Origin of the sequence: Dyella sp. 2HG41-7, assembly GCF_021390675.1 — a bacterium.
Taxonomy (GTDB): Bacteria; Pseudomonadota; Gammaproteobacteria; order Xanthomonadales; family Rhodanobacteraceae; genus Dyella_B.
In genome coordinates, this window is record NZ_JAJEJV010000004.1 from 2261824 (window position 1) to 2288362 (window position 26539).

The 26539-nt window shown below is 59.1% G+C and carries 26 protein-coding genes; 13 read left to right on the plus strand and 13 right to left on the minus strand.

Features of this window, described 5'->3' with window-relative positions:
• The first annotated feature begins 168 nt into the window (after positions 1-168).
• Positions 169-660, plus strand: coding sequence for a hypothetical protein (locus tag L0U79_RS11565; RefSeq protein WP_233842430.1), 492 nt, complete (start codon positions 169-171; stop codon positions 658-660).
• A gap of 61 nt (positions 661-721) precedes the next feature.
• On the opposite strand, the gene L0U79_RS11570 is transcribed toward L0U79_RS11565, so the two are convergent.
• Together L0U79_RS11570 and L0U79_RS11575 are read right to left on the minus strand one after the other, a co-directional pair.
• On the minus strand, positions 722-1150 hold the full coding sequence (locus tag L0U79_RS11570; protein ID WP_233842431.1) for a VOC family protein: 429 nt from the start codon (positions 1148-1150) through the stop codon (positions 722-724).
• A gap of 94 nt (positions 1151-1244) precedes the next feature.
• Positions 1245-3671 carry a DUF3772 domain-containing protein gene (locus tag L0U79_RS11575; protein WP_233842432.1) on the minus strand — a complete coding sequence of 809 codons (2427 nt, stop codon included), beginning with the start codon at positions 3669-3671 and terminating at the stop codon, positions 1245-1247.
• 173 nt (positions 3672-3844) lie between these two features.
• Here L0U79_RS11575 and L0U79_RS11580 point away from each other — a divergent pair, with 173 nt between their 5' ends.
• Complete coding sequence (locus tag L0U79_RS11580; protein ID WP_233843891.1) at positions 3845-5686, plus strand: ABC transporter ATP-binding protein; 1842 nt, start codon at positions 3845-3847, stop codon at positions 5684-5686.
• A 45-nt stretch (positions 5687-5731) separates the two neighbouring features.
• Here the strand turns inward: L0U79_RS11580 and L0U79_RS11585 are convergent, their stop codons facing one another.
• Positions 5732-7504, minus strand: a complete 1773-nt coding sequence (locus L0U79_RS11585; protein ID WP_233843892.1) for a chloride channel protein — start codon at positions 7502-7504, stop codon at positions 5732-5734.
• A gap of 228 nt (positions 7505-7732) precedes the next feature.
• Between L0U79_RS11585 and L0U79_RS11590 the strand changes: the two genes are divergently transcribed.
• From L0U79_RS11590 to L0U79_RS11600, 3 genes are all read left to right on the plus strand, one after another.
• On the plus strand, positions 7733-8158 hold the full coding sequence (locus L0U79_RS11590; RefSeq protein ID WP_233842433.1) for a heavy metal-responsive transcriptional regulator: 426 nt from the start codon (positions 7733-7735) through the stop codon (positions 8156-8158).
• Positions 8155-10488, plus strand: a complete 2334-nt coding sequence (locus L0U79_RS11595; RefSeq protein WP_255682795.1) for a heavy metal translocating P-type ATPase — start codon at positions 8155-8157, stop codon at positions 10486-10488. Before L0U79_RS11590 ends, L0U79_RS11595 begins: the two co-directional genes overlap by 4 nt.
• A 236-nt stretch (positions 10489-10724) precedes the next feature.
• Positions 10725-11078 carry a general stress protein gene (locus L0U79_RS11600; protein WP_233842434.1) on the plus strand — a complete coding sequence of 118 codons (354 nt, stop codon included), beginning with the start codon at positions 10725-10727 and terminating at the stop codon, positions 11076-11078.
• 42 nt (positions 11079-11120) lie between these two features.
• Here the strand turns inward: L0U79_RS11600 and L0U79_RS11605 are convergent, their stop codons facing one another.
• Together L0U79_RS11605 and ald are read right to left on the minus strand one after the other, a co-directional pair.
• Positions 11121-11597, minus strand: coding sequence for a GNAT family N-acetyltransferase (locus L0U79_RS11605; protein ID WP_233842435.1), 477 nt, complete (start codon positions 11595-11597; stop codon positions 11121-11123).
• Between the two features lie 79 nt (positions 11598-11676).
• Positions 11677-12795 (minus strand): alanine dehydrogenase, encoded by a 1119-nt coding sequence (gene ald, locus L0U79_RS11610; RefSeq protein WP_233842436.1) that lies wholly within the window; start codon positions 12793-12795, stop codon positions 11677-11679.
• Positions 12796-12947: 152 nt separating this feature from the next.
• Here ald and L0U79_RS11615 point away from each other — a divergent pair, with 152 nt between their 5' ends.
• From L0U79_RS11615 to L0U79_RS11630, 4 genes are all read left to right on the plus strand, one after another.
• Entirely contained in the window at positions 12948-13445 is a 498-nt protein-coding gene (locus L0U79_RS11615; protein ID WP_233842437.1) for an Lrp/AsnC family transcriptional regulator, read from the plus strand.
• 153 nt (positions 13446-13598) lie between these two features.
• Positions 13599-14537, plus strand: coding sequence for an alpha/beta hydrolase (locus L0U79_RS11620; protein WP_233842438.1), 939 nt, complete (start codon positions 13599-13601; stop codon positions 14535-14537).
• A gap of 311 nt (positions 14538-14848) precedes the next feature.
• Positions 14849-15118, plus strand: a complete 270-nt coding sequence (locus L0U79_RS11625; RefSeq protein WP_233842439.1) for a hypothetical protein — start codon at positions 14849-14851, stop codon at positions 15116-15118.
• A gap of 99 nt (positions 15119-15217) precedes the next feature.
• Positions 15218-15526, plus strand: coding sequence for a DUF3247 family protein (locus L0U79_RS11630; protein ID WP_233842440.1), 309 nt, complete (start codon positions 15218-15220; stop codon positions 15524-15526).
• A 6-nt stretch (positions 15527-15532) separates the two neighbouring features.
• Here the strand turns inward: L0U79_RS11630 and L0U79_RS11635 are convergent, their stop codons facing one another.
• Complete coding sequence (locus L0U79_RS11635; RefSeq protein WP_233842441.1) at positions 15533-18466, minus strand: EAL domain-containing protein; 2934 nt, start codon at positions 18464-18466, stop codon at positions 15533-15535.
• A 394-nt stretch (positions 18467-18860) separates the two neighbouring features.
• Between L0U79_RS11635 and L0U79_RS11640 the strand changes: the two genes are divergently transcribed.
• Positions 18861-19265: a hypothetical protein gene (locus L0U79_RS11640; protein WP_233842442.1), complete on the plus strand. Its 405-nt coding sequence runs from the start codon at positions 18861-18863 to the stop codon at positions 19263-19265.
• A gap of 11 nt (positions 19266-19276) precedes the next feature.
• Here the strand turns inward: L0U79_RS11640 and L0U79_RS11645 are convergent, their stop codons facing one another.
• Together L0U79_RS11645 and L0U79_RS11650 are read right to left on the minus strand one after the other, a co-directional pair.
• On the minus strand, positions 19277-19666 hold the full coding sequence (locus tag L0U79_RS11645) for a DUF4440 domain-containing protein (RefSeq protein WP_233842443.1): 390 nt from the start codon (positions 19664-19666) through the stop codon (positions 19277-19279).
• Positions 19667-19763: 97 nt separating this feature from the next.
• Entirely contained in the window at positions 19764-20789 is a 1026-nt protein-coding gene (locus L0U79_RS11650; protein ID WP_233842444.1) for an aldo/keto reductase, read from the minus strand.
• A gap of 298 nt (positions 20790-21087) precedes the next feature.
• On the opposite strand from L0U79_RS11650, the gene L0U79_RS11655 reads away from it, so the two are divergent.
• Together L0U79_RS11655 and L0U79_RS11660 are read left to right on the plus strand one after the other, a co-directional pair.
• Complete coding sequence (locus tag L0U79_RS11655) at positions 21088-21330, plus strand: hypothetical protein (RefSeq protein WP_233842445.1); 243 nt, start codon at positions 21088-21090, stop codon at positions 21328-21330.
• 302 nt (positions 21331-21632) lie between these two features.
• On the plus strand, positions 21633-22037 hold the full coding sequence (locus L0U79_RS11660) for a hypothetical protein (protein ID WP_233842446.1): 405 nt from the start codon (positions 21633-21635) through the stop codon (positions 22035-22037).
• A gap of 70 nt (positions 22038-22107) precedes the next feature.
• On the opposite strand, the gene L0U79_RS11665 is transcribed toward L0U79_RS11660, so the two are convergent.
• The 4 genes from L0U79_RS11665 to L0U79_RS11680 form a co-directional block, all read right to left on the minus strand.
• A complete protein-coding gene (locus L0U79_RS11665) occupies positions 22108-22758 on the minus strand; it encodes a dihydrofolate reductase family protein (RefSeq protein ID WP_233842447.1) in 651 nt (216 codons plus the stop codon).
• A gap of 67 nt (positions 22759-22825) precedes the next feature.
• A complete protein-coding gene (locus L0U79_RS11670; RefSeq protein ID WP_233842448.1) occupies positions 22826-23017 on the minus strand; it encodes a hypothetical protein in 192 nt (63 codons plus the stop codon).
• A 237-nt stretch (positions 23018-23254) separates the two neighbouring features.
• On the minus strand, positions 23255-24667 hold the full coding sequence (locus L0U79_RS11675) for an alpha-L-fucosidase (protein WP_233842449.1): 1413 nt from the start codon (positions 24665-24667) through the stop codon (positions 23255-23257).
• 313 nt (positions 24668-24980) lie between these two features.
• The gene (locus tag L0U79_RS11680) at positions 24981-25250 is read right to left on the minus strand and encodes a hypothetical protein (protein WP_233842450.1); all 270 of its coding nucleotides are present in this window, start codon (positions 25248-25250) and stop codon (positions 24981-24983) included.
• Positions 25251-25467: 217 nt separating this feature from the next.
• Between L0U79_RS11680 and L0U79_RS11685 the strand changes: the two genes are divergently transcribed.
• Positions 25468-25668: a hypothetical protein gene (locus tag L0U79_RS11685; RefSeq protein WP_233842451.1), complete on the plus strand. Its 201-nt coding sequence runs from the start codon at positions 25468-25470 to the stop codon at positions 25666-25668.
• Between the two features lie 90 nt (positions 25669-25758).
• Here the strand turns inward: L0U79_RS11685 and L0U79_RS11690 are convergent, their stop codons facing one another.
• Positions 25759-26364 (minus strand): DUF4124 domain-containing protein, encoded by a 606-nt coding sequence (locus L0U79_RS11690; protein ID WP_233842452.1) that lies wholly within the window; start codon positions 26362-26364, stop codon positions 25759-25761.
• Positions 26365-26539: the final 175 nt, after the last annotated feature.

The window sequence follows — 26539 nt, forward strand, 5'->3', positions numbered from 1 at the left end:
TGTTGGTTACCCTGTTTTTGAGGCATAGTGGCCGCCGCAGGCGCTGTAGGTGACTGGCGCTTGGGGTTGTCGTTTCAAGCGAAACGACACGTAGGAATCCCCGCTCATCTTCGAGATGTGGGCGGGGCGTTTCCTACATTGGGGCATGTCTAGCTGGAGGGAATCGCAATGAAGTCGTTTGGATTGATGGCAGTGCTGGCGGCCGCGTTTATGGCTGCTCCAGGTGTTTATGCGCAGCAAGCTCCCGCCGCCGCGGGCAGCATGACGGTGCAGTGCAACGATGGTACGTCCCAGACGGTCACCACCACGAAGGGTGCCTGCCATGGGCACAAGGGCATCAACAAGAAAGCGTCCAGCAGCTCCAGCTCGTCGGGTAGCAGCACGGCGGCAGAGTCGGCCGCTCCGGCTGCAGCCGCCGCGCCGGCTGCGGCAGCAGCGCCTGCCGCCAAGTCGTCGGCTGCTTCGAAGATGACGCCTGCCGCCACGCAAGCGGCTGGCGGCGGTGCGGGTCAGGTGTGGGTCAATACTGGTTCCAAGACCAAGGCCTATCACTGCGAAGGTAGCAAGTGGTACGGCAAGACCAAAGAAGGCAAGTACATGAGCGCCGCCGATGCGCAAGCGGCCGGCTATCACGCAGCCAAAAACGAGAAGTGCCAATAATCCTTTGCGCTAACTACCGTTTCATAAAGAACGGGGCGGGCCGACCGTCCCGTTTCTTTTTTTACGGGATTTGCCACGGGTCGTAACTGCCGAACCACCACAGGTGGCCTTGCGGATCGCGGCAGGCATAACCCGCGCCGCCGTATTCTTTCTCGGCATATTCCTCGATGATTTCCGCACCGGCGGCTTTCGCCCGTTCGTAGTGCGCTTTGCAATCGATAACGGTCACACATGCGCATTGCGTTTCGCGGCCTTGCACCTCATCCGGTTGCACCATGTGCTCGCTGAAGGCGCCGGAATTGATATCGCCCAGCATCACCATCCCGTTGCCGTACACCAGCTGCGCGTGCACGACGCGACCTTGCGCGTCCTCGTACACGGCATGCTTCTCGAACCCAAACGCCTTGCACAGCCAATCGATAGCGGCGTGTGCGTCGCGGTAGCGCATGCCGGGAATGATGGTGCTGCCGTGGGTGATCTTGTCGTTCATGAGCTTCGTCTCCCGTGGAGAGTTGCTACAACCTAATCTGCGCCCTCTGAGTGGAGCATGGTTTTCATTGCAATCGCTGTATCGCCGACTTGCCTTAAACGCTAGGCGCAGCAGGACTGTCTTCGCCCAACGGCCCCAAATTGCGCACGATCATGCTTTGCGGCGTCGATAGGGGCATCTGTGCCTGGCCGAGTCGCGCCAGGATGTCGAAGAACAGCGCGCTTTTCACCGCGGATGCCTCGCGCGGACTGCGGACATAAGCCACGCCGGTAAAGGTCATTGCCGCGCTGGTGATGTCGTCCAGGGTTACCGCCGGGGCAGGCGTATCGAGCGTCGACGGATTGGCATGCAACGCTTCCAACATGATCTCGCGCACTTTGTCGGCGTTGCTGTCCAACGGCATCGGTAGGCTCAATTTCACGCGACCCAATGCATTGCCATGCGTCACGTTGCGCAGGTTTTGCGTGATGAATTGCGAGTTCGGCACGATCATCGTGGAACGGTCGCTCAACTGTATTTCCGTCGCGCGCACGTTGATGCGGCGAATATCGCCTTCGACGCCCGGCATGCTGACCCAATCGCCAACCTTCACTGGCCGCTCGGCCAGCAGTATCAGGCCGGAGATAAAGTTGGACACGATCGCCTGCAAGCCAAAACCGATACCCACCGACAACGCGCTGGCGATCCACGTCAAGCTTTCCAAGCTCACGTCGGCCGTGCGCAATGCCAGCGCGAACACGATCACCACCGCCACATAATTCAGCAACGTGACGATGGAGTTCTGCATCCCGACATCGAGCGTGGTCTTGGGCAGCAGTTGATGCGACAACCATTGCCGCACGATGCGCACCGCGAACAGGCCCAACGCAAACACCAGCACGGCATTGAAAATCGCGCCCGGTTTGATAGTGAGCTCGCCGACTTTCAATCCGGTAAATACGTTGCCGATATGCGAGAAGATATCTTGCGGGCCGCCGCCGAATGGCACTAGCAACGTGCCCACCGCCACCAGTAGCAGCAAAATCTGACAGACCGCCGACAAAACCGTCGACGCCTGCTCCAGCGTGGTCGATGCGACATTGAACGACGCTTGCAAGCGTTGCCCGCTACGTCCTTTCGGTGCGAGCAGCGTTTCGAACAGATCGCGTTGCAGATGAGAAAGCATATAGAGCGACGCGACGATCATGCCGATCCACATCATCTGCCACGAGATGAAAAAGCCCAGCGCCACGTAACCGGTCAACACCGACAGCCACGCCACAACCACGCCCAGCGTGGCCAGCCCGAACAACAGACCGACCCACACCGCATGACTCGCCGGCTTTTCGCCTTGCGAACGTTGCGTATTGCGTGCGCGTTTGGCGCGAGCCAAGGCTGAGCCCACCAAGCCTGTGATCAGCAACGCAAGAAATGCGCGCGTGCAAACCGTCGCTGGCAAGCTGGCGCCCGCGAGGTTGTTCAACCGCTCCATGGCGCCCAATAGCAGAAACGCGCCGCCTAGCAACCACGGAAACCAGCGCAGCGTGCGTGCGGTGAATTTCGTCAACGCCGGCAAACGCCAGGAAGGGTGATTGACCGAAAGCAGCGCACGCCCAAGTCCAGCGATAAAGGCCGAGAAAAACACGGTGCGCACGATGGACTGCGCAAACGTTTCGACTTCCTCGCTCAGCGTGTCGTTCCAGTTGAACGCGAGGTACACAAGACGCGCGGCCAAGCCGATCGACAGCGTCACCGCCAACGTGAAGATCACCGCCAACGCGCTGCGTCGCAGATGCCCATCGGGCATGTAACGTGTGGCCAGCGCCAATGTCCAACGCTCCACCAGCCAGCGGCCCGGCACAATCAGCAACACGGCGCCGACCAGGCACAACGCGAACGGGAGGCGGTTGTCGGGTTGCCACGCAATGCTGGCGTCTTCGGACAACAGGCCTTTGACGTAACTGATATGTCCGATGTCGTCGTGAAAGTTTTTCTTCAACTCGCTCCAGAAACCCAAGCCGAGCGGCGAGTACGTGCGCGAACCCAGTTGTGCCTGAAATTGCTCGTTGTGCGCCTCGACGATCTGCGACGCCAACTTGGACGCATCCTGGCTCAGCAGCTGCGCCTGCTTGATCTGTCCGTCGAGCTTGGATTTGTCGCGCTCAAGCTGATGCCGCTGCTGACTGACCGCCGACGTTTCCGGTGGCGCGCCGGCGGTGGGTGCGGGTCCCAGCACCGTGAGTCTAGTCTGCACGCCGTCGAGCTCCGGGCTCAGCGTCTGGATCAGCTGGTCGGCGTGTTGCTGCACATCGCCGGTTTGACTGCGTAGATCGTTGAGCGTCGCCGTCGTGGATTTGCTGTTGAACGACGTCTTGATGTTGTCCAGCTGTTTGCTGAGGCCGCTCAGCGCCTGGGCCGGGTCTTGCGTCGAACTGGCGCTGGCCGGTGCAGGCGCGTTCTGCGCGAGCGTGGATGGGGCGCTCAGCAAGAGTGAGCCGAGCAGCATCGATGAGGCGAAAAGCTTGCAGATGAGTGTGCGCATAACGGGCATGATCCGAATGACGTCGCTCACGGTCAATTGTTCTCGCCCGAATTGGCCTTTCAGGGGTAGTCAGCATTCAGGCAAGGTGGGCGCGAATGCCCTGAAACGACGGCCCTGTATAGTTGCCGGTTCATCCCCATATCAATGGCTCGCCCAATGGACACCGCGCCATGATCTTTCGCTGGTTCGAATCCCTGATCGACGCCTTCAAGGACCCCGTCGACACCATGCCGCCCAAGTCGGTGTGGCGCTTCTATGCGTTTTATTTGCGCCAGGTTTGGCCAGTGTTCGCGGCGGCGATCATCATCGGATTCGGCGTCGCGCTGGTCGAGGTGTCGTTGTTCGGATTTATCGGCCGCATTGTCGATATGGCCAAGGGCGCGCCTGGCAAGGCGTTTTTCGCCGAGCACGGCCACGAATTGATGTGGATGGGGTTTGTGGCGCTGGTGCTGCGTCCGCTTTTTATCGGCGTGCACGATCTGCTGGTCAATCAATCGGTAGTGCCCAACTTGACCAACCGCATCCGCTGGCAAAACCATCGGTATGTAATTCGCCAAAGCCTCGGTTTCTTTCAAAACGATTACGCCGGGCGCATCGCCAACCGCATCATGCAGACGGGTGCATCGCTGCGCGAATCGGCGGTGCAGATCGTGGATGCGATCTGGTACGTAGCGATCTACACCGGCAGCGCCATCGTGATGTTTGCACAGGCCGATGTGTGGCTCGCCGCGCCGCTGGTAGTGTGGTTGTTCTTGTACGTCGGCACGCTGTACATCTTCATTCCGCGCACGCGCCAACGCTCGTGGCTCGCATCGGAAGCGCGCTCCAAGCTGATGGGCCGCATCGTCGACGGATACAGCAATATCCTCACGCTCAAACTCTTCGCGCATACGCAACGCGAAGAAGCCTACGTGGCGGATGCAATGGGCGAGCAGACCGAAAAGCTGCGCGCCATGACCCGGCTCACCACTGCAATGGATACCACCATCACGACGTTGAACGGCTTTCTGATCGTCGGCACGTCGGCGCTGGCGGTGTGGTTGTGGAGCGAAGGCCGCGTGACGGTCGGCGCGATTGCGCTGTCCACGGGCCTTGTGATCCGCATCAACAATATGTCCGGCTGGATTATGTGGGTGGTGAACGGCATCTTCGAAAACGTCGGCACCGTGCAGGACGGCATTACCACGATTTCAGAGCCGCGCGCCGTACAAGATCGCGAAGGCGCGATGCCGTTGGAAGTGGTCGCGGGCGAAGTGCATTTCGACGATATCCACTTCCATTATGGCAAGCAGGGCGGCGTGATCTCGGGATTGAATCTGGCGGTTCGTCCCGGCGAAAAGATCGGCTTGGTGGGGCCGTCGGGCGCGGGCAAATCCACGTTGGTGAATGTGCTGTTGCGCCTGTACGACCTGGAAGGCGGTCATATTCGCATCGACGGCAGCGATATCTCGCAGGTGACGCAGGAAAGCCTGCGTTCTCAAATCGGTGTGGTGACGCAGGATACGTCACTGCTGCATCGTTCCGTGCGCGACAACCTTCTGTATGGCCGTCCTGACGCAAGCGAAGCGCAGTTGCAAGATGCGATTCGCAAGGCGCGCGCCGACGAATTTATCCCGAACTTGATCGACGGCGAAGAACGCCGCGGCCTGGATGCGCATGTCGGCGAGCGCGGCGTAAAACTTTCCGGGGGTCAGCGGCAACGCATCGCCATTGCGCGCGTGCTGTTGAAAGATGCGCCGATTCTGGTGCTCGACGAAGCGACATCCGCGCTCGATTCCGAAGTGGAAGCGGCGATTCAGGAAAGCCTGGAACTGCTGATGGAAGGCAAAACCGTTATCGCCATCGCGCATCGTCTTTCCACCATTGCCCGCATGGACCGATTGGTGGTGATGGACAAGGGCAGGGTAGTAGAGACCGGAACGCATGCGGAGTTGATTACGCATGGCGGTTTGTATGCGAGGTTGTGGCAGCGGCAAACGGGCGGTTTTGTCGCCGCAGACGACGCGCTTGCATAGATCGTCGCCCCGGCGTTCGCCGGGGCGACGAGTAATACGTATGGATCAGGGCGCGCTCGGCTTCCCCGTTAAATCCAAATGCCGCGAAGCAAGTCGCGCCTCGCGCAACCGTCTCGCATGCGCCGCGAGCAAATCACCGCGCGTGATAATGCCGATCATCTCGTGCGGCGCCTTTTTGCTCATCACCACCAGGCGCCCCACATCGCGTTCCACCATATGATCGGCGGCTTCGCGCAGCGTGTGATCTTCGCGCACCACAATCGGCGGGCGCTGCACGAGCGAACGAACCGTCGCATCGTTGGCCAGTGTCGCGTCGTAAAGCTGACGTCGCGTTACCACGCCGATCACCTGGCCGTTCGCATCGAGCACCGGGAAACCTTGATGCTTGGTGCTCTTTCCGGCAGTGGCAAGCCAGTTGTGCACCTGTTCGATCGTGTCCTCGGCTTGCAGGCTCACCACTTTGCGGCTGCACGCGTCGCGCACAAAAATCTGATCCAGGTAATCGGCTGCGTAGTCGGAAGGCACACGCACACCGCGGCGTACGATCTTTTCCGTCATGATCGTATTGCGCATCATCAATCCGGAAATGAGATACGCAGCGGCACATGCGCCGAGGAGGGGCAGCAGGCCGTGGGGCTGCTGTGTGGTTTCGAACGCGAACACCACCGAGGTGAGAAACGCGCGCGATGCCCCGGCAAAAATGGCCGCCATGCAAACCAGCGCCGCCAGATGCGGATCGACCTGCAACCACGGCGCGACCGACGCTAGCACCATGCCGAACACGCCGCCCATCGCACCCCCGATGGTAAACAACGGTGCGAGCGTACCGCCCGAGGTGCCGCTGCCCAATGCGACCGACCACGACAACAGTTTCAATAGACACAACGCAAGCATCGCCGTCAGGCCGATCTGCCCGCTGAGCACCGTGGAAATATTCGTGTAGCCAACGCCGAGCGTCAGCGGCATGAAATAGCCGACCACGCCGACCACGATGCCGCCCATTGCCGGCCACCACATCCAGTGGATCGGCAGTTTTTCGAAATGATCTTCGATGGCGTACGTGAGACGCGTAATACCCACGCTCAACACGCCAACGATCAAGCCGAGCACGATATACGTCGCGATGGCAGGCAGCGTCGGCGTGCCGACGTGCGGCATCGGGAACATCGGCTCGTTGCCTTCGAGCACATAGCGCACGCCAGTACCGACGGTCGCGGCCAGCGCCACGGGGATCAGCGAGCGCGCACGGCGTTCGAACAACAACAATTCGATCGCCAGCAACACGGCGGAAATCGGTGCGGAAAACACCGCCGCCATACCGGCTGCGGCGCCGGCGGCCAGCAGCGTTTTGCGCTCGTCGGCGGTGACGTGCATCAACTGCGCAATCAACGAACCCAGCGCACCGCCGGTGGCGATAATCGGACCTTCCGCGCCGAACGGGCCGCCGGTGCCGATGGCGATGGCGGAGGAAACCGGCTTCAGCCAGGTGATGCGTGGCGGAATGCGGCTCTCGTTGAGCAGCACTTGTTCCATCGCTTCAGGAATGCCGTGCCCGCGAATCGCGCGCGAGCCCCAGCGTGCCATCACGCCGACGATCAAGCCGCCGACGGCGGGAACCAGAACGACCCACCAACCCAGGTGATTGTTCGCCGGACTGACAAAGTCGTAACTCCAGCGCCCATAGAAAGCGATATTGGTGATCAGACCGATCAAGGCGGTCAGGACTTTCGCCACGACGGCGACCACGCCGCCGAGCAAGACGGCGACAAACCCGATCCAGAGCACGCGGGCGTCCAAGGGACGGAATTGCCGCGGCATATGCGCGGCGGCAAGCGTGGGATCAAGCGAAGGCGCCAGCGGAAGCGAGGCGCGTGTGTGTTGTTCGGTGTTCTCGGAATGCATGTGGAGCCCCTGTGCGGTGCGGCAAGGTTACTGGGGTCGAGGCAAAGTAGCTGGCTGGAAAATGAATTACCCGTTCGGCCGTTTTTTTAAGGGATAAACGAATCGCTTGACTCTGGACCTAGATCAAGGGTCTAGACTTGTCGCATGACTACTCAAGCCGCTTCCCTGACTATTGGAGCCGTCGCCAAGCGCGCCGGCGTCGCCATCGACACGATCCGCTTTTACGAGCGGGAGGGCCTGCTGCCCGAACCATTGCGGCGCGCCTCCGGCTACCGCAGTTACAACGACACGGCGGTCGCGCGATTGCGCTTTATCCGGCGCGCCAAGGATCTGGGCTTCAGCCTGGACGAAATTCGCGATCTTTTGGCGCTCTCATCCTATCGCCGCGGCGGTGTACGGGCGGTGCGCAAACGCGCGGAGCAGCGTCTCGCCAGCATCGATGCACGGATCGCCGAGCTCATGCGTATCCGCCAGGGGCTGGAGCAGCTGATCGAGGCCTGCCCGGGCAAGGGCGATCCGGAACATTGCCCGATCTTGCGTGCGTTGGCGGACGAGGAGCCGCAAGCATGAGCGCACACCACTCGTGCTGCCATGCGACGCCTTCGACCGACGTGAACGCCACCGCGAAAGATCCGGTATGCGGCATGACGGTCGATCCAAACACTACGCCGCATCACGCCGACCACCACGGACACACCTATCACTTTTGCGCGGCCGGATGTCGTCAGAAATTCATCGCGCATCCCGAAGCGTATTTGCACGAGCATCGTGCGCTGCCGCCAGCGATTCCCGGCGCGATCTACACCTGTCCCATGCACCCGGAAGTGCAACAGAACGGCCCGGGCGATTGCCCCAAATGCGGCATGGCGCTGGAGCCGATGATGCCGAGCTTGGAGGATGACGACGCTGGCGAAGCGCAAGCCATGAGCAGAAAGCTGTGGCTGCTGATCGCGTTGACGCTCCCGGTTTTCCTTATCGCGATGCTGCCGCACGCAGGCATGCGCTTGCCGCAATCATGGTCGGGGACGAGCGCGTGGATCGAGGCGATTTTCGGCAGCGTCGTCGTATTGTGGGGCGGCGCAACGTTCTTTGCGCGCGGCTGGCGTTCGTTGCGGCCGTGGCAACCGAACATGTACACCTTGATCGCCATCGGTACGGGTGTCGCATGGCTCTACAGCGTGATCGCATTCTCGGCGCCTCAGCTTTTTCCCTTGGGCTTCCGCGATTTGCACGGTCGCGTCGGCGTGTACTTCGAGTCCGCGGCTGTCATCGTCACCTTGGTGACCTTGGGCGATTTTCTGGAATGGCGAGCGCGTCGGCGCACCAGTGCGGCGTTGAAAGCGTTATTGGAGTTGGTGCCGAAAACGGCGCGCCGCATAACCCATGGCGAAGAACACGATATCCCTGTAAGCGATGTTCAGATCGACGACGTATTGCGCATACGCCCCGGCGAAAAAATTCCCGTGGATGGCGTCGTGTTGAGCGGCGCCACGCAGGTGGACGAATCGATGTTGACCGGTGAACCGATGCCAGTCTCTAAAACGGCAGGCGATCCGCTTACCGGCGGCACAGTCAATCAGCAGGGCACGCTGACGATGCGCGTGGAAAAAATCGGCGCATCGACGATGCTGTCGCAGATCGTTGCGCAAGTTGCGCAGGCACAACGCAGCAAAGCACCGCTGCAGCGCGTGGCCGATCGCGTGGCGGCGTGGTTTGTGCCGGCCGTCATCGGTGTCGCTTTATTGGCCGCCATCGGATGGATCGCGTTTGGGCCGGAACCGCGTTTCGCGCATGCGTTGATTGCAGCGGTATCCGTGCTGATCATCGCGTGTCCGTGCGCCTTGGGTTTGGCGACGCCGATTTCTATCATGGTGGCGAGCGGGCGCGGCGCGCAGCACGGTCTGCTGTTCAAAGACGCGGCTGCGATTGAAACGCTGCGCGATGTCGACACGCTGGTGGTGGACAAGACCGGCACGTTGACGGAAGGCAAGCCTTTGCTCGCATCCATCGTCGCTTTGGGCGACGTGAGTCGCGAGCATCTGCTGCATTTCGCCGCCAGTCTCGAGCGTTCGAGCGAGCATCCGCTGGCCAAAGCCATCGTCGCGGCAGCAAACAAGGAGCAGGTCGGTTTCAACGATGCTGAGGATTTTGAGTATCACGTGGGCGGCGGTGTTAGCGGGCGCGTGCAAGAACGTCGATTGGCATTTGGCAATGTGCGGCTGATGGAACAATTCGGCATTGCATTGAATGCAAGCGTTCTTGCTCAAGCTGACGATCACCGCGCTCGCGGCGCAACCGTCATGTTCCTTGCTGTAGATGGCAAAGCCGAAGGTTTGTTCGCGGTAAGCGATCGCATCAAGGCTGATACGCGGCAAGCCGTCGCGGACCTGAAAGCGGGCGGTTTGCATCTCGTAATGTTGACGGGTGACAACCTCACGACCGCCAGCAGCGTGGCGCGCGAATTGGACATCGACGACATTCACGCCGATATGTCGCCTGCCGACAAGGCGGCCGTGATTCAGTCGCTGCGCAAGCAAGGCAAGCGCGTTGCGATGGCGGGCGACGGCATCAACGATGCGCCGGCGCTCGCATCCGCGGATATCGGCATTGCGATGGGGCAGGGTACGGACGTCGCCATGGAAAGCGCGCAACTCACGCTGGTGAAAGGCAGCCTCGGCGGCATCCTGTACGCGCGCACGTTGTCGCAGGCGACCGTGCGCAATATTCGCCAGAATCTTTTCTTTGCGTTCGTCTACAACGCGCTTGGAGTGCCGTTGGCGGCGGGCGTGCTGTATCCGCTGTTCGGTATGGTGCTATCGCCGATGATCGCCGCATTGGCGATGAGTCTTTCTTCCGTATCGGTAGTGAGCAACGCGCTGCGTTTGCGTCGCGCAACGTGAGTGGCGACACGCGTTAAATAAAAGCTTCGTTAAGCGCTGCGCGCTGACGAGGCTGCTCGACCCGCGCATAACGGCTTTAAGTCATTATTGTGCGCAGACAAGCAGGCGTTTGAACGCTGAATTTTGTGCAAACGCTTTTCACTATGTCGAGACTTTCGCTATAGATGAGCGTCGCCATGATCGAACCGTACGACACGCAAGCGTGTTGTGCGTGACATCGATCAGGAGTGACAGCTATGACAGATTTCAAAAACGCAGACACCCCTCGCAACGATCGCAGCGGCGGACGAGGATTCGCCGGGATGGACGAAGCGCGGCAGCGCGAAATCGCCCGTCTTGGCGGACGCGTAGCGCACGAGCGTGGGCACGCCCACGAATTCAGCTCGGAAGAAGCACGGGAAGCGGGCCGCAAAGGCGGCGAGACCATCAGTCAGAATCGTAAACATATGTCCGCCATCGGTCAGAAAGGCGGCGAAGCCGTCAGCGAAAATCGCGAGCACATGGCCGCCATCGGCCGCAAAGGCGGCGAGCGCAGCCACGGCGGAAAACACGCGGCTCAAGCGCCTGCCAAAGATCAAGGCACGACGTGAGCGCAGGGGCGTACGTCGCAAGGAATCTGACGTACGTCTCCGTTAGTCGCTTTTCGCTTGGTTCAATGCCAGCGTCATAAAGACGCTGTTCGGGTCCGCCACATAGTCGCCAAACGGCGGGCATTCCACGAAACCATGGCGCTTGTAAAACGCACGTGCGGGAATGAAGTAATCCCACGAACCCGTTTCAAGCGCCAAGCGCGACAAACCCATGTTCGCGGCGGCGTCGATGATGTGGCGAAGCATCGCGCTGCCCGCGCCAAGACGGCGAGCCGCATGCGCCGTGTGCATGGATTTCACTTCGCCCAGTTCCGCGGACAGTTGTCGCAGTGCGCCGACGGCGAGAAGTTCGTCGGTGTTCCACGCGGCCCAAAAGCGAATATCCGGCGACCGCAACGCATCGATATCCAACGCATGAGCGCTGTCTCGTGCGGTTTCCGCGCGGGCGGTTGTCACGTGGATATTCAGTAGGCGGACAACGCGCGGATCATCGAGGTCGCCCGAAACAATTCGCATCATGGCCTTCGATCCTGTGATGGTCCGCGCCATCATTAAAACAGGCGACCACCCCGTTGCGGAGTGGTCGCCTTGAGAGCGCTTACATGCCGAGCACAGTTTCCGCTTTCACGTAAGGCAGGTTGTGCGCTTGAGCAACGGGTTCGCAGGTGACCTTGCCTTCGAAGACGTTCAGGCCGTTGCGTAGATGCACGTCCTGCGACAGCGCTTTCTTCCAGCCGTTGTTGGCGAGCGAAAGGGTGAACGGCAGCGTCACGCTGTTGAGCGCGAACGTGGACGTGCGCGCCACGGCGCCCGGCATATTCGCCACGCAGTAATGCACCACGTCGTCGACCACGTAAGTGGGATCGGAGTGCGTGGTGGCGTGCGAGGTTTCCACGCAGCCACCCTGGTCGATCGCGACGTCCACGATCACCGAGCCCTTCTTCATCGTCTGCACCATCGCGCGCGATACGAGCTTGGGAGCCGCTGCGCCCGGAACCAGCACGGTGCCGATCAGCAGGTCGGCGCGCGGAACCAGTTCTTCCAGCGCGGCGCGCGTCGAGAACACGGTGGAGATCGACGTACCGAATTGCGTGGCCAGGCGCTTGAGCGCGTCGGGCGAGCGATCCACCACGGTGACCTTCGCGCCCATGCCGACGGCAATGGTCGCTGCGTGCGTGCCCGACACGCCGCCGCCGAGAATCACCACCTCAGCCGCCGGTACGCCCGGGACGCCGCCCAGCAGAATGCCGCGACCGCCCTGGGCCTTTTCTAGCGCATGCGCGCCGACCTGGGGAGCCAGGCGGCCGGCCACTTCGGACATCGGCGTCAACAGCGGCAGCGAACCGTTGTTGGCGGTGACCGTTTCGTACGCAATGCAGATCGCGCCGGAGGCGATCAGGTCGTGCGTCTGTTCCGCATCGGGCGCCAAGTGCAGGTAGGTGAAGAGGATCTGGCCCTTGCGGAGCTTCTTGCGCTCCACGGCGAGGGGTTCCTTCACCTTTACGATCATGTCGGCTTCGGCAAAGATCTGGTCGGCCGATTCGACGATCGTCGCGCCAGCGGCCACGTAGTCCGCATCCGACAAGCCAGCGCCGATGCCGGCATCCTTCTGGACCATCACCTGATGGCCGTTATGCACCAGTTCCTGCACGGACGAGGGGACCAGGCCCACGCGATATTCATGATTTTTGATTTCTTTCGGCACACCGATACGCATGGCTGGACTTCTCTCTGGTGATGGAAACTGGGTGGTGGAAGGTGAGCGCGCCGGTCTTTCTTGACACACGCGGCGCGCAGTATGATCGACTCTTCACGCAATTTCTCGCTGATTAAGCCATGGTCTGAGCCATTTTTTCGCACTGGATGCGAATGAATGGCCAGAAAGTGAAATTTATGACGACTCCGTATCCGCCGCTCGACGATCGCGATCGCGCCATCCTCCGCCTGCTTCAAGAGGACGGCCGCTTGGCCAATGCCGAGCTGGCCATGCAGATCAATCTGTCGCCGTCGGCATGCCTGCGGCGAGTAAAGCTGCTGGAGGAGCGGGGGCTGATTTCCCGCTATGTGATGCTGTTGGACGAAAAAGTGGCAGGTCTATCGGGCACTGCCTTTGTGCTGGTGACGCTGGATCAACAAGGCCGCGCCGCATTGGATGCGTTCGAGGAAGCCATCCAAAAACACCCGGAGGTCACCGAATGCTGTCTTTTGGCTGGCGCAGCGGACTACATGGTGCGCGTCGCCTACGCCGATTCGGTCGACTTTGAACGCATCCATACAGAGATCCTTACGCAGCTGCCGGGCGTGGTACGCGTGCAGTCGACCTTGGCGTTGCGAACAGTGAAACGGACCACAGCGCTGCCGCTGTAGGGATAGTCCGCAGTCTATAAGGCCGAAGCGGTCAATCGGACTGCGCAGAGGCTGACCGCAAAATTCCACAGTAACGACCTTCGCTCGCCCTAGTAGGCCGGCAGGATTGGAAGAGAGTTTCCACTTGATTTTCGGCATGAAGGGAGGCGCGTCATGAAGCTGTGGGCTATCGCTCTGTGTTTATTGATCGCATGCGTAAGCGCGCAGGCGGCCACCACCGTTTGGCAGCCGACTGCCGGACATACGCAGGTACCGATCTGGCCTGGAGTCGCGCCCGATCTGCAGCCCATGCCGGGGCCGGAATATGGCGAGACGTCCAAAGGCCTGATCGCCAGCAAGACGGCGTTCGCCGAACACAACGTGTCGCAACCCACCATGACGGTGTATTCGCCCACCGGGAAAAACACCGGCGCCGCCGTGGTGGTGATACCCGGCGGCGGATTCGAAATTCTGGCGATGGATCTTGAAGGCACCGAAGTGTGCGACTGGCTCACGTCGCGGGGTATCACCTGTGTCTTGTTGAAATACCGCGTTCCCGGCAAACCTTACGATTGGCATTGCGATTGTCGCCCGCACAACCACGAGCTATCGGTGCCGTCGTTGCAGGATACGCAACGAACGCTGCGTTTGGTGCGCTTTCATGCCGCGCAATGGCATATCGATCCGCACAAGATTGGCGTGCTCGGATTTTCCGCTGGCGGTTATCTGGTCGCGGAAGCCAGCACGAATTTCAATCACACGTTATACGCACCGATCGACGCGGCCGATAAAGAAAGCAGTCGTCCGGATTTTGCCGTTGCGGTGTATCCGGGGCATCTCGTGACCGACGATGGCGTATTCAATACCAACGTTCCGGTTTCCCACGACACACCGCCGACATTTTTAGTGCAAGCCGAAGACGACTATGTCGACGGTGTGGATCAATCGCTGAGTTACTACATCGCACTCAAGAAAGCAGGCGTGCCGGCAGAGATGCATTTGTACGCGCAGGGCGGCCACGCGTTTGGATTGCGTCACACGAAACTCCCGATTACCGATTGGCCGAAGCTGGTAGACGTGTGGTTACGAACGATTGGCGTGGTGACGGACTAACGGACATCCCGGCGCGGGTCTCGCTGTCATCCATGCCGCCCGAATGGCTCTGCGGGACCTAGGAAAATTTCCCGTACGCAGCCCATCAAATTGCGATGTTTTGCACGAAGCAAGTCATCAAAACCTTTAATTAGAAAGGAAAATGTGGCGTGCTAATCGCGCCGGTCAGGGCTGGCTTTCAAGGACGATTGTTCGCCAATTGTCAGTGATGCACACCACCCGGATTACAGCGGCCTAACGACTCTTAGCGCACATTGAATACCCGTGCGGCGACTGCCCCACGGCAACCCTGTCGTGGTGGAGGCCGATTCATGAATACCCCTGGCTCAATGACCCCGGGCTCAAGGTCTACCGGTACGACCCGGTCGCTTTGGCATCTCAGTACGTGGTCCGATTACATCAATCGCATGGTGCATCCCGTCATTAAACCGATGACGCCCATGCATATGACGCGTCGGCAGCAGCTGCTTGCGGCGCAAGAGCAAAAGCGCAAAGAACATCGCGAACATGTTCTGGAGCTATTGCAAGAGGTGAAGGAAAAACACCAGCACCCCACGCAGGCGGCCAAACTCAAAGCCTGATTGATTCCGATCTGCCCGGCCCGTGTCGTAACGGGCCGGGCACGTTCGTTTTACGGGCAGGCGTCCACGCTGATGGCATGTAAATCAGCGGAGCGCGACATGGGACGCAGAGCCGAACACGTTTATATCGATGCCGACGATATCGCCATGCTGGAAAAGCGCGTGGACGAATTGGCGGTCAACGCCGCCGTGCGCATCGTCAAAAACGATGGCGAAGTGATTGAAGGCGTCGTCAGCGTTACGCCGACCGTGCAGGTGTTTTTGGATTCGCACGACATAGAAGGCATGAACAGCGTCGTGCGGCTTATCGATCAGGATCGCCCGGATTGGGATGGGTTGATCTGGTTGGGAGATATTCGCGACGTCAAACACCTGGATTCGGTGCGGACGGGAACCAGCAGGGCGTAGCGAAACTTACTTCTTCTGGTTGTCGACCCAGTGCGTAATCGGCGCGGGGCTGCCCAGTAAATAACCTTGCCCCATTTCGCAGCCCATGCTCACCAGCGCGTCGAGTTGCGCCTGCGTTTCGATGCCTTCGGCAATCACTTGAATATTGAGCGCATGCGCCAAAGCGAGAATGGCCGCGACCACAGTTGTGGTGTTGCTGCTGCCGGGTTTATCCAATTCCTGCACAAACGCGCGATCGATTTTCAGCATGCGCAAGGGCAGGGAATGCAAATAACTCAGCGACGAATAGCCGGTGCCGAAATCGTCCAGCGCCGCGCCAACGCCGGCGCTGCGCAGACGATCCAACAACGAGCGCACACTTTCCGGATTATCCAGCAGGGCGCCTTCGGTCACTTCGGTAATTAGTCGGTCGGGCGCGAGGCCGGTGCGTTCGAGCATTTTTAAAATGCGCGTATCGAAATCGGCATGGCGTAAATGCAGCGCCGATACGTTGAAGGTAATAAACCGATCCGTAAGCGAACGCTGCGCCAGCAAGCGGCAGCTGGTCTCGAACAATCGCCAGTCGATCGCTTCGATCAGGCCGCTGTCCTCGGCGATTTTTACGAAGTCCGACGGCCGCAACAAACCGCGTTGCGGATGATTCCAACGAATCAGGGCTTCATAACCCACGACTTTGCCGTCGCCCAACCGACAAATGGGTTGAAAATGCGGTTCGAATTCGTTTTGTCGCAGCGCCTTGCGCAGTTCGCTTTCCATGGCGAGAACGTCGACCATACCTTTGGCAAGCGCTTCGTCGAACACTGCGAACCGCTTGCGGCCGAGTTCTTTGGCTTGGTAAAGCGCCATATCCGCATCGCGAATTAATTCATCGGCGTCGAGATAACTTTGATCGCCGCAAGCGATACCTACGCTGACGGAAGGTTCGAGTTCTTTGCCTGAAATACGCAGCGGCACCGCCACCGCTTGCAATACGCGGTCGGCAATAATGGTGGCCGTGTTGGTGTCTTCGATATTTTCCAGCAGGATGGCGAATTCGTCGCCCGAAAGGCGCGCCACCATATCCGGTTCGCGCACGTGCGTCAGCAAACGAATGGCGACGGCTTTCAGAAACTCGTCGCCGGCCAGATGTCCCAGGCTGTCGTTAATCACTTTGAAGCGGTCGACGTCGATATACAGCAGCGCGCAACGGCGGCCGGGATCGCTCTGAATGCGGTTGAGCACGTGATCCAAACGATCACGCAGATAGCCGCGATTCGGCAAGCCCGTCAAGGGATCGTGCATCACCTGATGATGCAATTGCTGCTGCATCTGTTCGCGCCGAACGATCTCCGCGCGCAGTTCGCGCGTGCGTTCTTCGACGCGATGCTCCAGTTTTAAATTGGCGAGATGCAGCGCCGCGGCGGAACGGCGGCGGTAGATACTGTTGGCGATTTGCAGGGCCACGAAGCTCAGCAGCTCTTGCTCTTGCGAACCATACGTGGCATTCGGATCGTAGCTCTGGACGGCGACCAGGCCGATCACGTCCTCATCCACTTTCAGCGGTACCCCAAGCCAGAACGCCGAAGGTTCGCCGATATGATGCGGCACCACTTCGCCGCTGCGTCCCAACGCCTTGATGTCTTCGCGCGTGCCGGACCACGGTTGGCCGCGACGCAACACGAATTCGCTCAGGCCGCGACCGATCGGGCGCGACAATTGGTGCCGTTCTCCGGCATCCATGTAATAGGGGAATTCCAGCTTGGTGCGATCGTCGCTTAGCAACGCAATAAAAAAGTTTTCCGCATCCAGCAATCGCCCGACCACCAGATGTACGCGTTCGTAGAATGTGTTCTCGTCGATATCCGCGGTGGCCAATTGCGCGACCTGGAATAACGCTTCCTGCAAGCGTTCGGCGCGGTGCCGTTCGTGCACTTCCGCGCGAAGGCCGCGATTGACCAGATCCAATTCTTCGGTGCGCTGTCGCACGCGTCGCTCAAGTTCGTCTTTGCTTTCTTTGCGTTCGAGCGCGGTAAGGATGTGGTTGCCGACGAATTCGAGCAGCGCAAGATCGTCGCGCGAATACACCAGGCCCGTGCCGTAGCTTTGCACGACCAGCGCGCCTTCGACCTGACCGTCGCGCACCATCGGCACGCCCAGCCAATCGTCGCTATCCGGCCCGGCAATCACGAGGGGGCCATTGACCTGTTCCAGCAATTGCTCGTTGCTGCCCATCAGCGGTTTGCCCTGGGCGAGCAGATACCAAGTTAGCGTGTGCCGACGGTCTTCCAACTGCATATCGCGGTTGGTATCGGGTTTGTCCTGATCATTGATATCCGCGTAGTACAGAAAGCGCAGTGTTTCGCGCTCCGGGTAATAGCGGACGATGAAAAAATTCTCCGCGTACATCAGCCCGCTGACGATATGGTGGATCTCGCACAGCATATCGGGCATGTCGCGTTTGGAGCCGGACAGCTCGGAGATCGAAAACAGCGCGCGCTGCAGATTTTCCGAATGCTCAAGCTGACTGTGCGAATCGTGGAGCTCGGCCAGCTTGATGGTGTGATGAAGCTGACGCACACCCAGTTGCAAATAAGGGCTGACGTTGGCAAGCAGGCTTTTGATCGCGCTGTCGACGGTGAGCGAGAGCAACAAGACAACCTGTTGTCCGGCCAGCAACGGCACGGCGTAACGCCTGCCATCCACCGTCACGGGATTGCCGTCCGCGGCTTGCAAGGCGGTTTGCGCAAGACTCAGCTCGTCGGCAGTGAGCGGCTGCGCGTCATCCTGCACATGGTTGAGCATGACCGCTTTGGCATTAATGCAATAAGGCTGAGCTTCAAGCAGGGTTTCCAGGAGCGTACACACTTCGCCGGGCGTTTCGGCTTCGATCAGGCAGCCGAGCCAGGCCGTGTTCTCCGGCTCTTGTAAAGATTTGGCTGGGACAGGAAGCGTTCTGCTCATGGCTACCCAATCTGCCTTTGTCGCACGCCTATCAACGAGTACATCCGGTGGAAGGAACGTGAACCCCTGCAAGTAATGAGGCAATGTTGTCGTGACTTTGTCAATGTATCGGCTAAACCACTGACCACTTTAAAAATGGATGCCCGATTATCGGCGGGGCACGGTAAGCCGGCTTAATTGTTGATTGCGCAAGGCTTTCAAAAGGATATTCGCGCGCGAAACGCTTTGCGATTTCTGCGAGAAATGGCTCGCGATTCGCAGGAACGCGCGAATAAATCTATTTACGTAAAGATGGTTGCCGATGTGACTTTAGGCAGGTTTCTTCATGCCCGGTTTTCGCCGAGTATGACCCGCCCGGTATTTACAGAACGTCTCAGGATAAAAAGGAGAGGAAATGAACAAGGTTGTTGCGTCTGCCCTGGCGACGATGTTTCTTGCAGGTTGCGCTTCATCGAGCCCCAAGGGCGATCAGGGAGCGATCTCATCTTTTCAACCTGGCGTAACAACCGTTGCTCAAGCCGAGAGCGCTCTTGGCCAGCCGTTTCAAATCACTCAAACGCCGGATGGCGGTCAGCAGTTGCAATATGTGACCAAGCACAACGAAGTGTCGGGTGAGGCGACCACCGGCTCGCATGTTCCCAAGCACGTGGAAAAAACCGTTTCCACCATGTTGAGCTTCGATCAGAACGGACATTTCGTTCGCTCATGGTCCAACTCATCTGCGCAAAGCAATCAGGGACCGAGCGACCTGGGGAACCTCAACCAGGGCGATATTCCGATGACGCAGCCGGGCAAATAAGCGATTCGCTGTTAATCGGCAACCACCGTGCCCTGGTGGAAGACGATCTTCCAGCCTTGCAACGCATGACGCCATAGCGTGGTGCGTCGCGTGATGCGCGCGCCTTGCTTCAAGGTATAGGTGAGCAGGTAATTGTCGGTGGCGATTTCCTGGCAGTGGAAATCGCTGGTTTCCCAATGATCGTCGTATGGCCGGCTATAGCGTTCTTCCAACACACGCAACGCGTAGTCGCGGCTATAGCGACGGCCGGACGCGCCCACTTCCCAAAAATTCGTCTCGGTCATCGCCTCAAAATCGCTTCGTGCCGTGCCGAATTCCGGCCGATGGAAAATCGGTTCGCGGCGTTGAAGCTCATCCAGTATCGGCAGCAACTTGGGGTCGGTAACGAGGCGAGGTTCCATATCGGCGCGCTGCATGGAAATCGATCAACAGCATACCGACGATACGGTGCGAGCGCATCGCCCCTCTCATCGCAATGAGAGGGGCGCATTGACGGCGTTAAACCGGCGGCGGATTGCGCTCGGCAAAGCCGCGCTGATGCCAATACGGATAAACCGGCGCGATATCGCTGGCGGCGTCGAGCTTGGCGACTTGCTCCTTGGTGAGATTCCAACCGATCGCGCCGAGGTTCTGGCGCAGTTGTTCCTCGTTGCGTGCGCCGATCACCAAGGTGGAAACGGTCGGGCGTTGCAGCAGCCAATTCAGCGCGATCTGCGGCACCGTTTTGCCGGTTTCCTTGGCGACCTCGTCGAGCGCATCCACCACGCGATACAAATATTCGTCGGTCACTTGTGGACCCACATCGCCGGTCTTGTGAAGACGGCTGGTTTCCGGCAACGGCTGACCGCGACGCAGTTTGCCAGTGAGGCGACCCCATCCCAAGGGACTCCACACCACCGCACCGACGCCTTGATCTAAACCGAGCGGCATCAACTCCCACTCATAATCGCGACCGATTAGCGAGTAATACGTTTGATTCGCCACGTAACGCGAATAACCGTAGCGGTCGGCGACGGCCAGCGATTTCATCAAATGCCAACCGGAGAAATTGGACACACCGAGATAACGGATCTTGCCGGCGCGCACCATGTCGTCCAGGGTGGAAAGCGTTTCTTCCACGGGCGTCATCGCATCGAAGCCGTGCAATTGGAACAGGTCGATATAATCGGTACCCAGGCGTTTAAGCGCGGCGTCGATGCCTTCGATCAAGTGATAACGCGACGATCCCACGTTGTTCGGTTCGTCATTGAATCGGAACGTGGCCTTGGTGGAAATCAGCACTTTGTCGCGGCGGCCTTTGATCGCTTCGCCGAGAATCGATTCCGATGCGCCAGACGAATAAATATCGGCCGTGTCGAACATGGTGACACCCGCGTCCAGGCACACATCCACCAGGCGACGCGCTTCGGCGACATCGGTATTACCCCATGCGCTGAAAAACTCGCCCTTGCCGCCGAATGTGCCGGTTCCAAAGCTGAGCACCGGCACTTTGAAGCCCGATGCGCCGAGTCGTCGATATTCCATACAAGCATCCTTTGGTCTGAAAGGTTAGGGGAGCAAACACATCAGCGGATTACTTTGTCGCCGCGCCGCGCGATTGCAAGCGCGCGGCGCGGCGGTTCGGAGAATCGGGCATGAAAATCGGATGATCGAGTAAGGTGCGGGGGGCCGTTTATATCCCGGGGAAGATAAACGAGCAGGGCGTAAAAGCGCATTAAACCGTGCACGCCGCGTCAACTCGCCTGGATTTCGGATGCGGTAGAGTCCCGATGCGGCGCGCAGGACATTCGCGCGGATCGTCCTATTGTCAAAGGAGAGCACCATGGCTGACGCAAACAGGACCGACGCCGACATCATCGGCGATGCGTATGCGCAACGGCTGGCCGGTCTGTACGACACGTTTTTTATGAGCGTGGTGCAGTCGCCCGATAATCCTGGCCCTGCCAAGGATGCGTTTGTGCGTGGCGTGGTGTTAGCGCGCACCGTGCGCGATATGGCGATCAAATCGTTGCCGGCCGATGGAACGCAAGCGCCGAAGCCGTTCGATGCGATTGCAAAAGTGTGATGCATAACTCATGTGATACGCGCGACACCTCGCTCGTCGCCCCGGCGAACGCCGGGGTCCAGCGCCTTCATGTTTGTCAAAGCTCAAAGTCACTCGGCCCCGGCTTTCGCCGGGGCGACGAGATAAAGATTTTTCGTGTCACTAAGTTTCAAGTAAGTCACAACTAAGACTCGACTAAGAAAACCCCCGTTGGGAAAACGCTCGCTAACTGATTTTGTGAAAGCGCGAATGTGAAAGAAATTCTTCAGTAGTTATTAAGCGCCACAAACTCAGCATCGGAACCGAACCAACGGAGGTATGTCATGACCAAGCACGTAAGTAAGCGCATGTTGATCGGGTTGGCTGTTGCGGCGATGGTCGCTGTGCCGTTCGGTGCATCGGCGCACGACGGGTGGGGCCATGACGATTGGCATCACCGCGGTTGGGATCGTGGCGACCGCGGCGGTTGGCATCACGATCACGACGGCTGGCGTCGCGGCGGCTATTGGAGCGGCGGTCGCTGGATTGCTGGCGCCGTCGTAGCCGGTGCGGTCGCAGGTTTGGTGGAAGGCGCAACGGCGCCGACGTATTACGCGCCGCCTCCGCCGCCGACCGTGGTGTATAGCCAGCCGGCGCCTGTGTATTACCAAAGCGCGCCGGTCGTCACGCGGACTGTCGTGTACAGCCAGCCCTATGTGGTGCGACGCGGCGACGATGACGACGACTGATAAGCGCCGTCGCCAAGAGGAGAACGAGAAAAGCCCGGCTAATGCCGGGCTTTTCTTTTGAATGCATGCATTACGACTGCTTACGTATAAACGTATGCGTAGCGCGCTCGCCAGCAACGGTTTTCCAGCACGCGTAACCGAGCGCGTGCATATCAAGGCTGTTGTCGAACAGCCGCTCTCCCGAGCCGAGCAACAAAGGCCGCACGGCGAGATGCATCTCGTCCACCAGCCCTGCGCTGAGATATTGACGAATCGTCGCCACGCCGCCGCCCAATCGAATATCGCGACCATGCGCGGCATCGGTGGCTTGCGCCAACGCGGATTCGATGCCGTCGGTAATAAAGTAAAACGTGGTGCCGCCTTTCATCTCCAACGGCGCGCGAGGATATTGTGTGAGCACGAATACCGGCACGTGGTAAGGCGGTTCGTCGCCCCACCAACCTTTCCAACTGTCGTCTGGCCACGAACCGCGAATGGGGCCGAACATATTGCGCCCGATAATCCACGCGCCGAGATTAGCGAAGCCCGTTTCCGCCATGTCGTTGTCGATACCGGTTTCGCCTTCGCCTTTACCGTGCATCGACTGCCAAACCCGCGTGTGGAAAAACCATTCCATCAACTCGGGGCCGCGTACGCCTAATGGATTCTCCAGACTCTGATGCGGGCCGGCACTGTAACCATCGAGGGATACTGCAAAGCTTCGAACAACCAACTTCGACATGGCCTATTCCTTTTTTGCCAATGAGGGAGGTCAGCAGTTTTTGCTGCGGGGATTGGAGAAGCGTAATTTAATCGCCTTGGCGACCGATCACCACATGATAAATGTCTTCGGCGGTTCCACTCCATTGAAAGTAAGTGGAATCCTTGAAGGATTTGACGGCGCCCATGCCATCTACCGTGCCGGGATTCGCAGCCTTGAATTCTCGATAAGCCTCGCGCATTCGCGCTTTGTCCTGATGCGAAAACGTTATGGTGCTCATGCACGACTCCTTACATAAAGGTCGCCGCGATCATGCGGCCTGGTAAGGCAACGTGGCGTCATAGAAGTCGTCACGACTTCTTCACTTGAGCGCGCAGCGTGCCGTATCAATGTTTAAACCGATACAAAAAGCAATAGCTGACATCGCAGCAATGTTCGTCGCTCCGGCGAGGCGCTTTTCAACGGTGAAGCTGGTCAAACCGGAGCGACGATAAGGTGATTGTGAGAGGTGGCTTTGTTAGCCAGCCTTTGTCTCAATCACCAACACGGTATCAATCGGATCGAGCGCCTTAGCCGGCAACTGCACATCGAGTTGCTCGCCATGCTGCGTAACCTTCAGTGGCGTGTGATGCGGATCGGCGAGCAGATAAGCGCCCGTCGCATGAACCGTGGCGTCGGCGACATGGAACGTTTTGCCAGGCCATTCGAACAAATGCACATACACCTTGCCCGGCTTGCTGGTCGCGCGCCAATCCCAGGTGGGAATCCATCGCGGCTTGCCGTTGTCGTCTTTTTCGGTTGACGAGAAGCTGCCGTGCGCATCGGCGAACGGTGTGGGATGCGTGCCGTAAATCGATTCGCCGTTGACGTCGAGCCAATGGCCGATCGCGCGCAAGCGCTCGGCTTCGGGCGCGGGAATCACGCCGTGCGAATCCGGGCCGACATTGAGCAAATAATTGCCGCCTTTGCTGGCGATATCGACCAGATTGCGCAATAACACGTCGGTCGATTTGAAATTCGTGTCGTGCGATTTGTAGCCCCACGTATCGTTGATCGTCATGCAGGTTTCCCAATCTTTGCCGGGGAAACCTTGCGGGGGAATAAATTGCTCCGGCGTTTCGGTATCGCCCGGATAACCACCGCCAAGGCGGTTGTTCCAAATGAGCTGTGGATATTGGTTGAGCAGGGCGACGATTTCCGACGCGAGCTGCGGCGTCATCTCTTTGGTGGGCGTGTCGAACCACAGTACATCCGGGTGATAGTGCGCCAGGATTTCTTTCAACTGCGGAATGGCTTTGGTGTGCAAGTACTGCGCAAAATCGCCGTCTTGCGCTTTATCCCAACGACCGTCCATCGCCGCGCCGCCAGGCGCTGTCCAATCTTGATCTTGCGAGTAATACAAGCCGAATTTCAGACCTTGCCGCCGCGCTTCATCGGCCAGTTCGCGCAACGGATCGTGTTTGTACGGCGTAGCGTCGTGAATGTTGAACGGATTGGCCTTCGATGGAAACATCGCAAAACCATCGTGATGCTTGGATGTAATCACGATGTATTTCATGCCGGCGGCTTTGGCGAGCGACACCCACGTGTGCGCATCGAATTGCGTGGGGTCGAATTGCGCGGCGAATTTCTTGTAATCGGCGACGGGGATCTTCGCGTCATTCATGATCCACTCGCCGAGACCGGGCACCGGTTTGTCTTTCCAGTAACCGGCCGGCACCGAATAAAGACCCCAGTGAATAAACATGCCGAAACGCGCGTCGCGCCACCACGCCATGCGCGCATCACGCTGCGCGGCGGTCTCGGTGTCCTGGATGGCGGCCACCGGATGCTTAGCGGGCGAGGGTGGCGCATCGGCGTGCGCGAGTGCGGCGGCGACGGATGTAGCGATCGAACAAACAACGGCGAATCGAGCAATGCGGCGTTTCATAGGTTGTGCTGCTCCGGTGGTGCTGCGCCAGTGGAATCGGATCGCCTGCGCCCCTGGGCAGACTTGCCTCCCTAATGCCGGGTAGTGTGCGCCTATGAAATATAGATTTACAAGTGATCACGGTGTGAGGTGGCTCGTGCGCAGGCGCGCCGCTCAATTCCTCCGCGATCTTTCAAGCCACCTCACCGTCGTCCCGGCGAAAGCCGGGACCCAGCGACTTTGCATTTCTTAAAAGCGAAAGACACTAGGCCCCGGCTTTCGCCAAGGCGACGGACTATGAAAATGTGAGGAACGTTGGTCGCATCAATCTCACTCAATGCGCCTGCGCCGAATTCGCAAGCGGCACGATGTGCGTCAAAGCGGCCAGTACCTCACCAACCTGACAACTCAAATCGCCAAATAAATGCCCCAAAGGCATGCGTCGAATAACAAGCAACGCTTGATTATCGACATCACACGACGCCACGCCCGCAAACTGCGCCATCAAAAACAGCCTGTCGCGCACGTCGCACAATTGCTCGTAGTCACCCTGGGACAGGGCGTAGCCTCCCTCGGAGGGAAGATCGATCAAGAAGTTTTTCATCGGCTTTAGTCCAAACGCGTAGGTCGCGCCACGCATTGCGCGTGGCGCGAAGGGCTACAGGAAAAATCCTGCCTATGTAGAGGGGTTTTCTTACTGAGAGCTCTACAAGCGCCCACTTAGGCCCGACGCCGTCCAGTATGAGCGGCGGTGAAACAGTGAAGAACGCGGCGTGGCGAGGGCTCGCGAATGCGAGCGTGCCGTATGATCGGAAATAACCATGATCAACTTCTCGATAGTTGGTGGTGGCCAGCGGATCGTTTGGGGTGCAACCCAGGCGATCCGCGCTGTTTCACTCATGTCGGGCGTGTCGGCTACTTTGAACCGGATGGACACGCCCGACTTCGAAACCTTCGCACAACGCAGTGCGGTTATCTGTAAGCGGATGCGGAATTGTGTCGGCGGTAAAGCTGATGCATGAGTGCGCGGGACGCGCTTCGACCACGGCATGTCGAGCAACGCGCCTTATCTATCGTTCGTTTTCGCTACTAACCAAGACGGATGTGTTCCATCAATACGTGGGACACGCGCCCTTCATCACCGTTTGCGGTTCGCCGCCGCCGCGATAAAGCAACGTCACCGGTTGTCCTTCCGAACCGATACCTTGGTAAATGCCGTAAAGACTGGAAGGCGAAATGGCCGTGGAGCCCGGCGAGCTGGTCACGATGTAATGACGCGCGCGAATCGAATACACATTCACCAAGGTCGATCGCCCCGTATCGCGGCTCAGCCCTTCGATAATATGTATATGGAGCCCTTGGCTGACGGCTCGCAGTTCTTCATCGGTCGCCGCGCGCAGCGTGATGCCGGATGACAGCGGATTATGTTCGTCGATCATTTGATAGGTGCCCGCGCCATTGGCGCGCACTTCAATGGATGCCCCATAACGGTTATTCGAAACTGCACCAAAGCAGCCGACGAAATGACTGGAGCCAGGCGTATCCACCTGCGTGGCCTGCACATTGGCACCCGTGCACGGCGAGTCTTGATAGGTGACGGCGCCGCCCTTGGTGCATTTGTAGATATCCGCCCGCGCATTGCCCGGCAGCGTGGCGATCAACAGCAAAAGCAAAGCGCAACAAAGCTTGAACCAGATCGATCCGGTCAGTGAACCCACGACGTGCCCCCTGTGGCAACGAATGGTCGCAGCTTTCCGGCTGCGTTGCCTGGGTGTCCAGGCCAGCGCGTAAGCTATCAAGCCTGGGTTGCTACTCGCAATATGTGCGGGTGCTTGCCATGCATTTTATTGAGGCGTTGTCGAAGCCTACGGCGCGCATCGTTTCCTCTCGCAG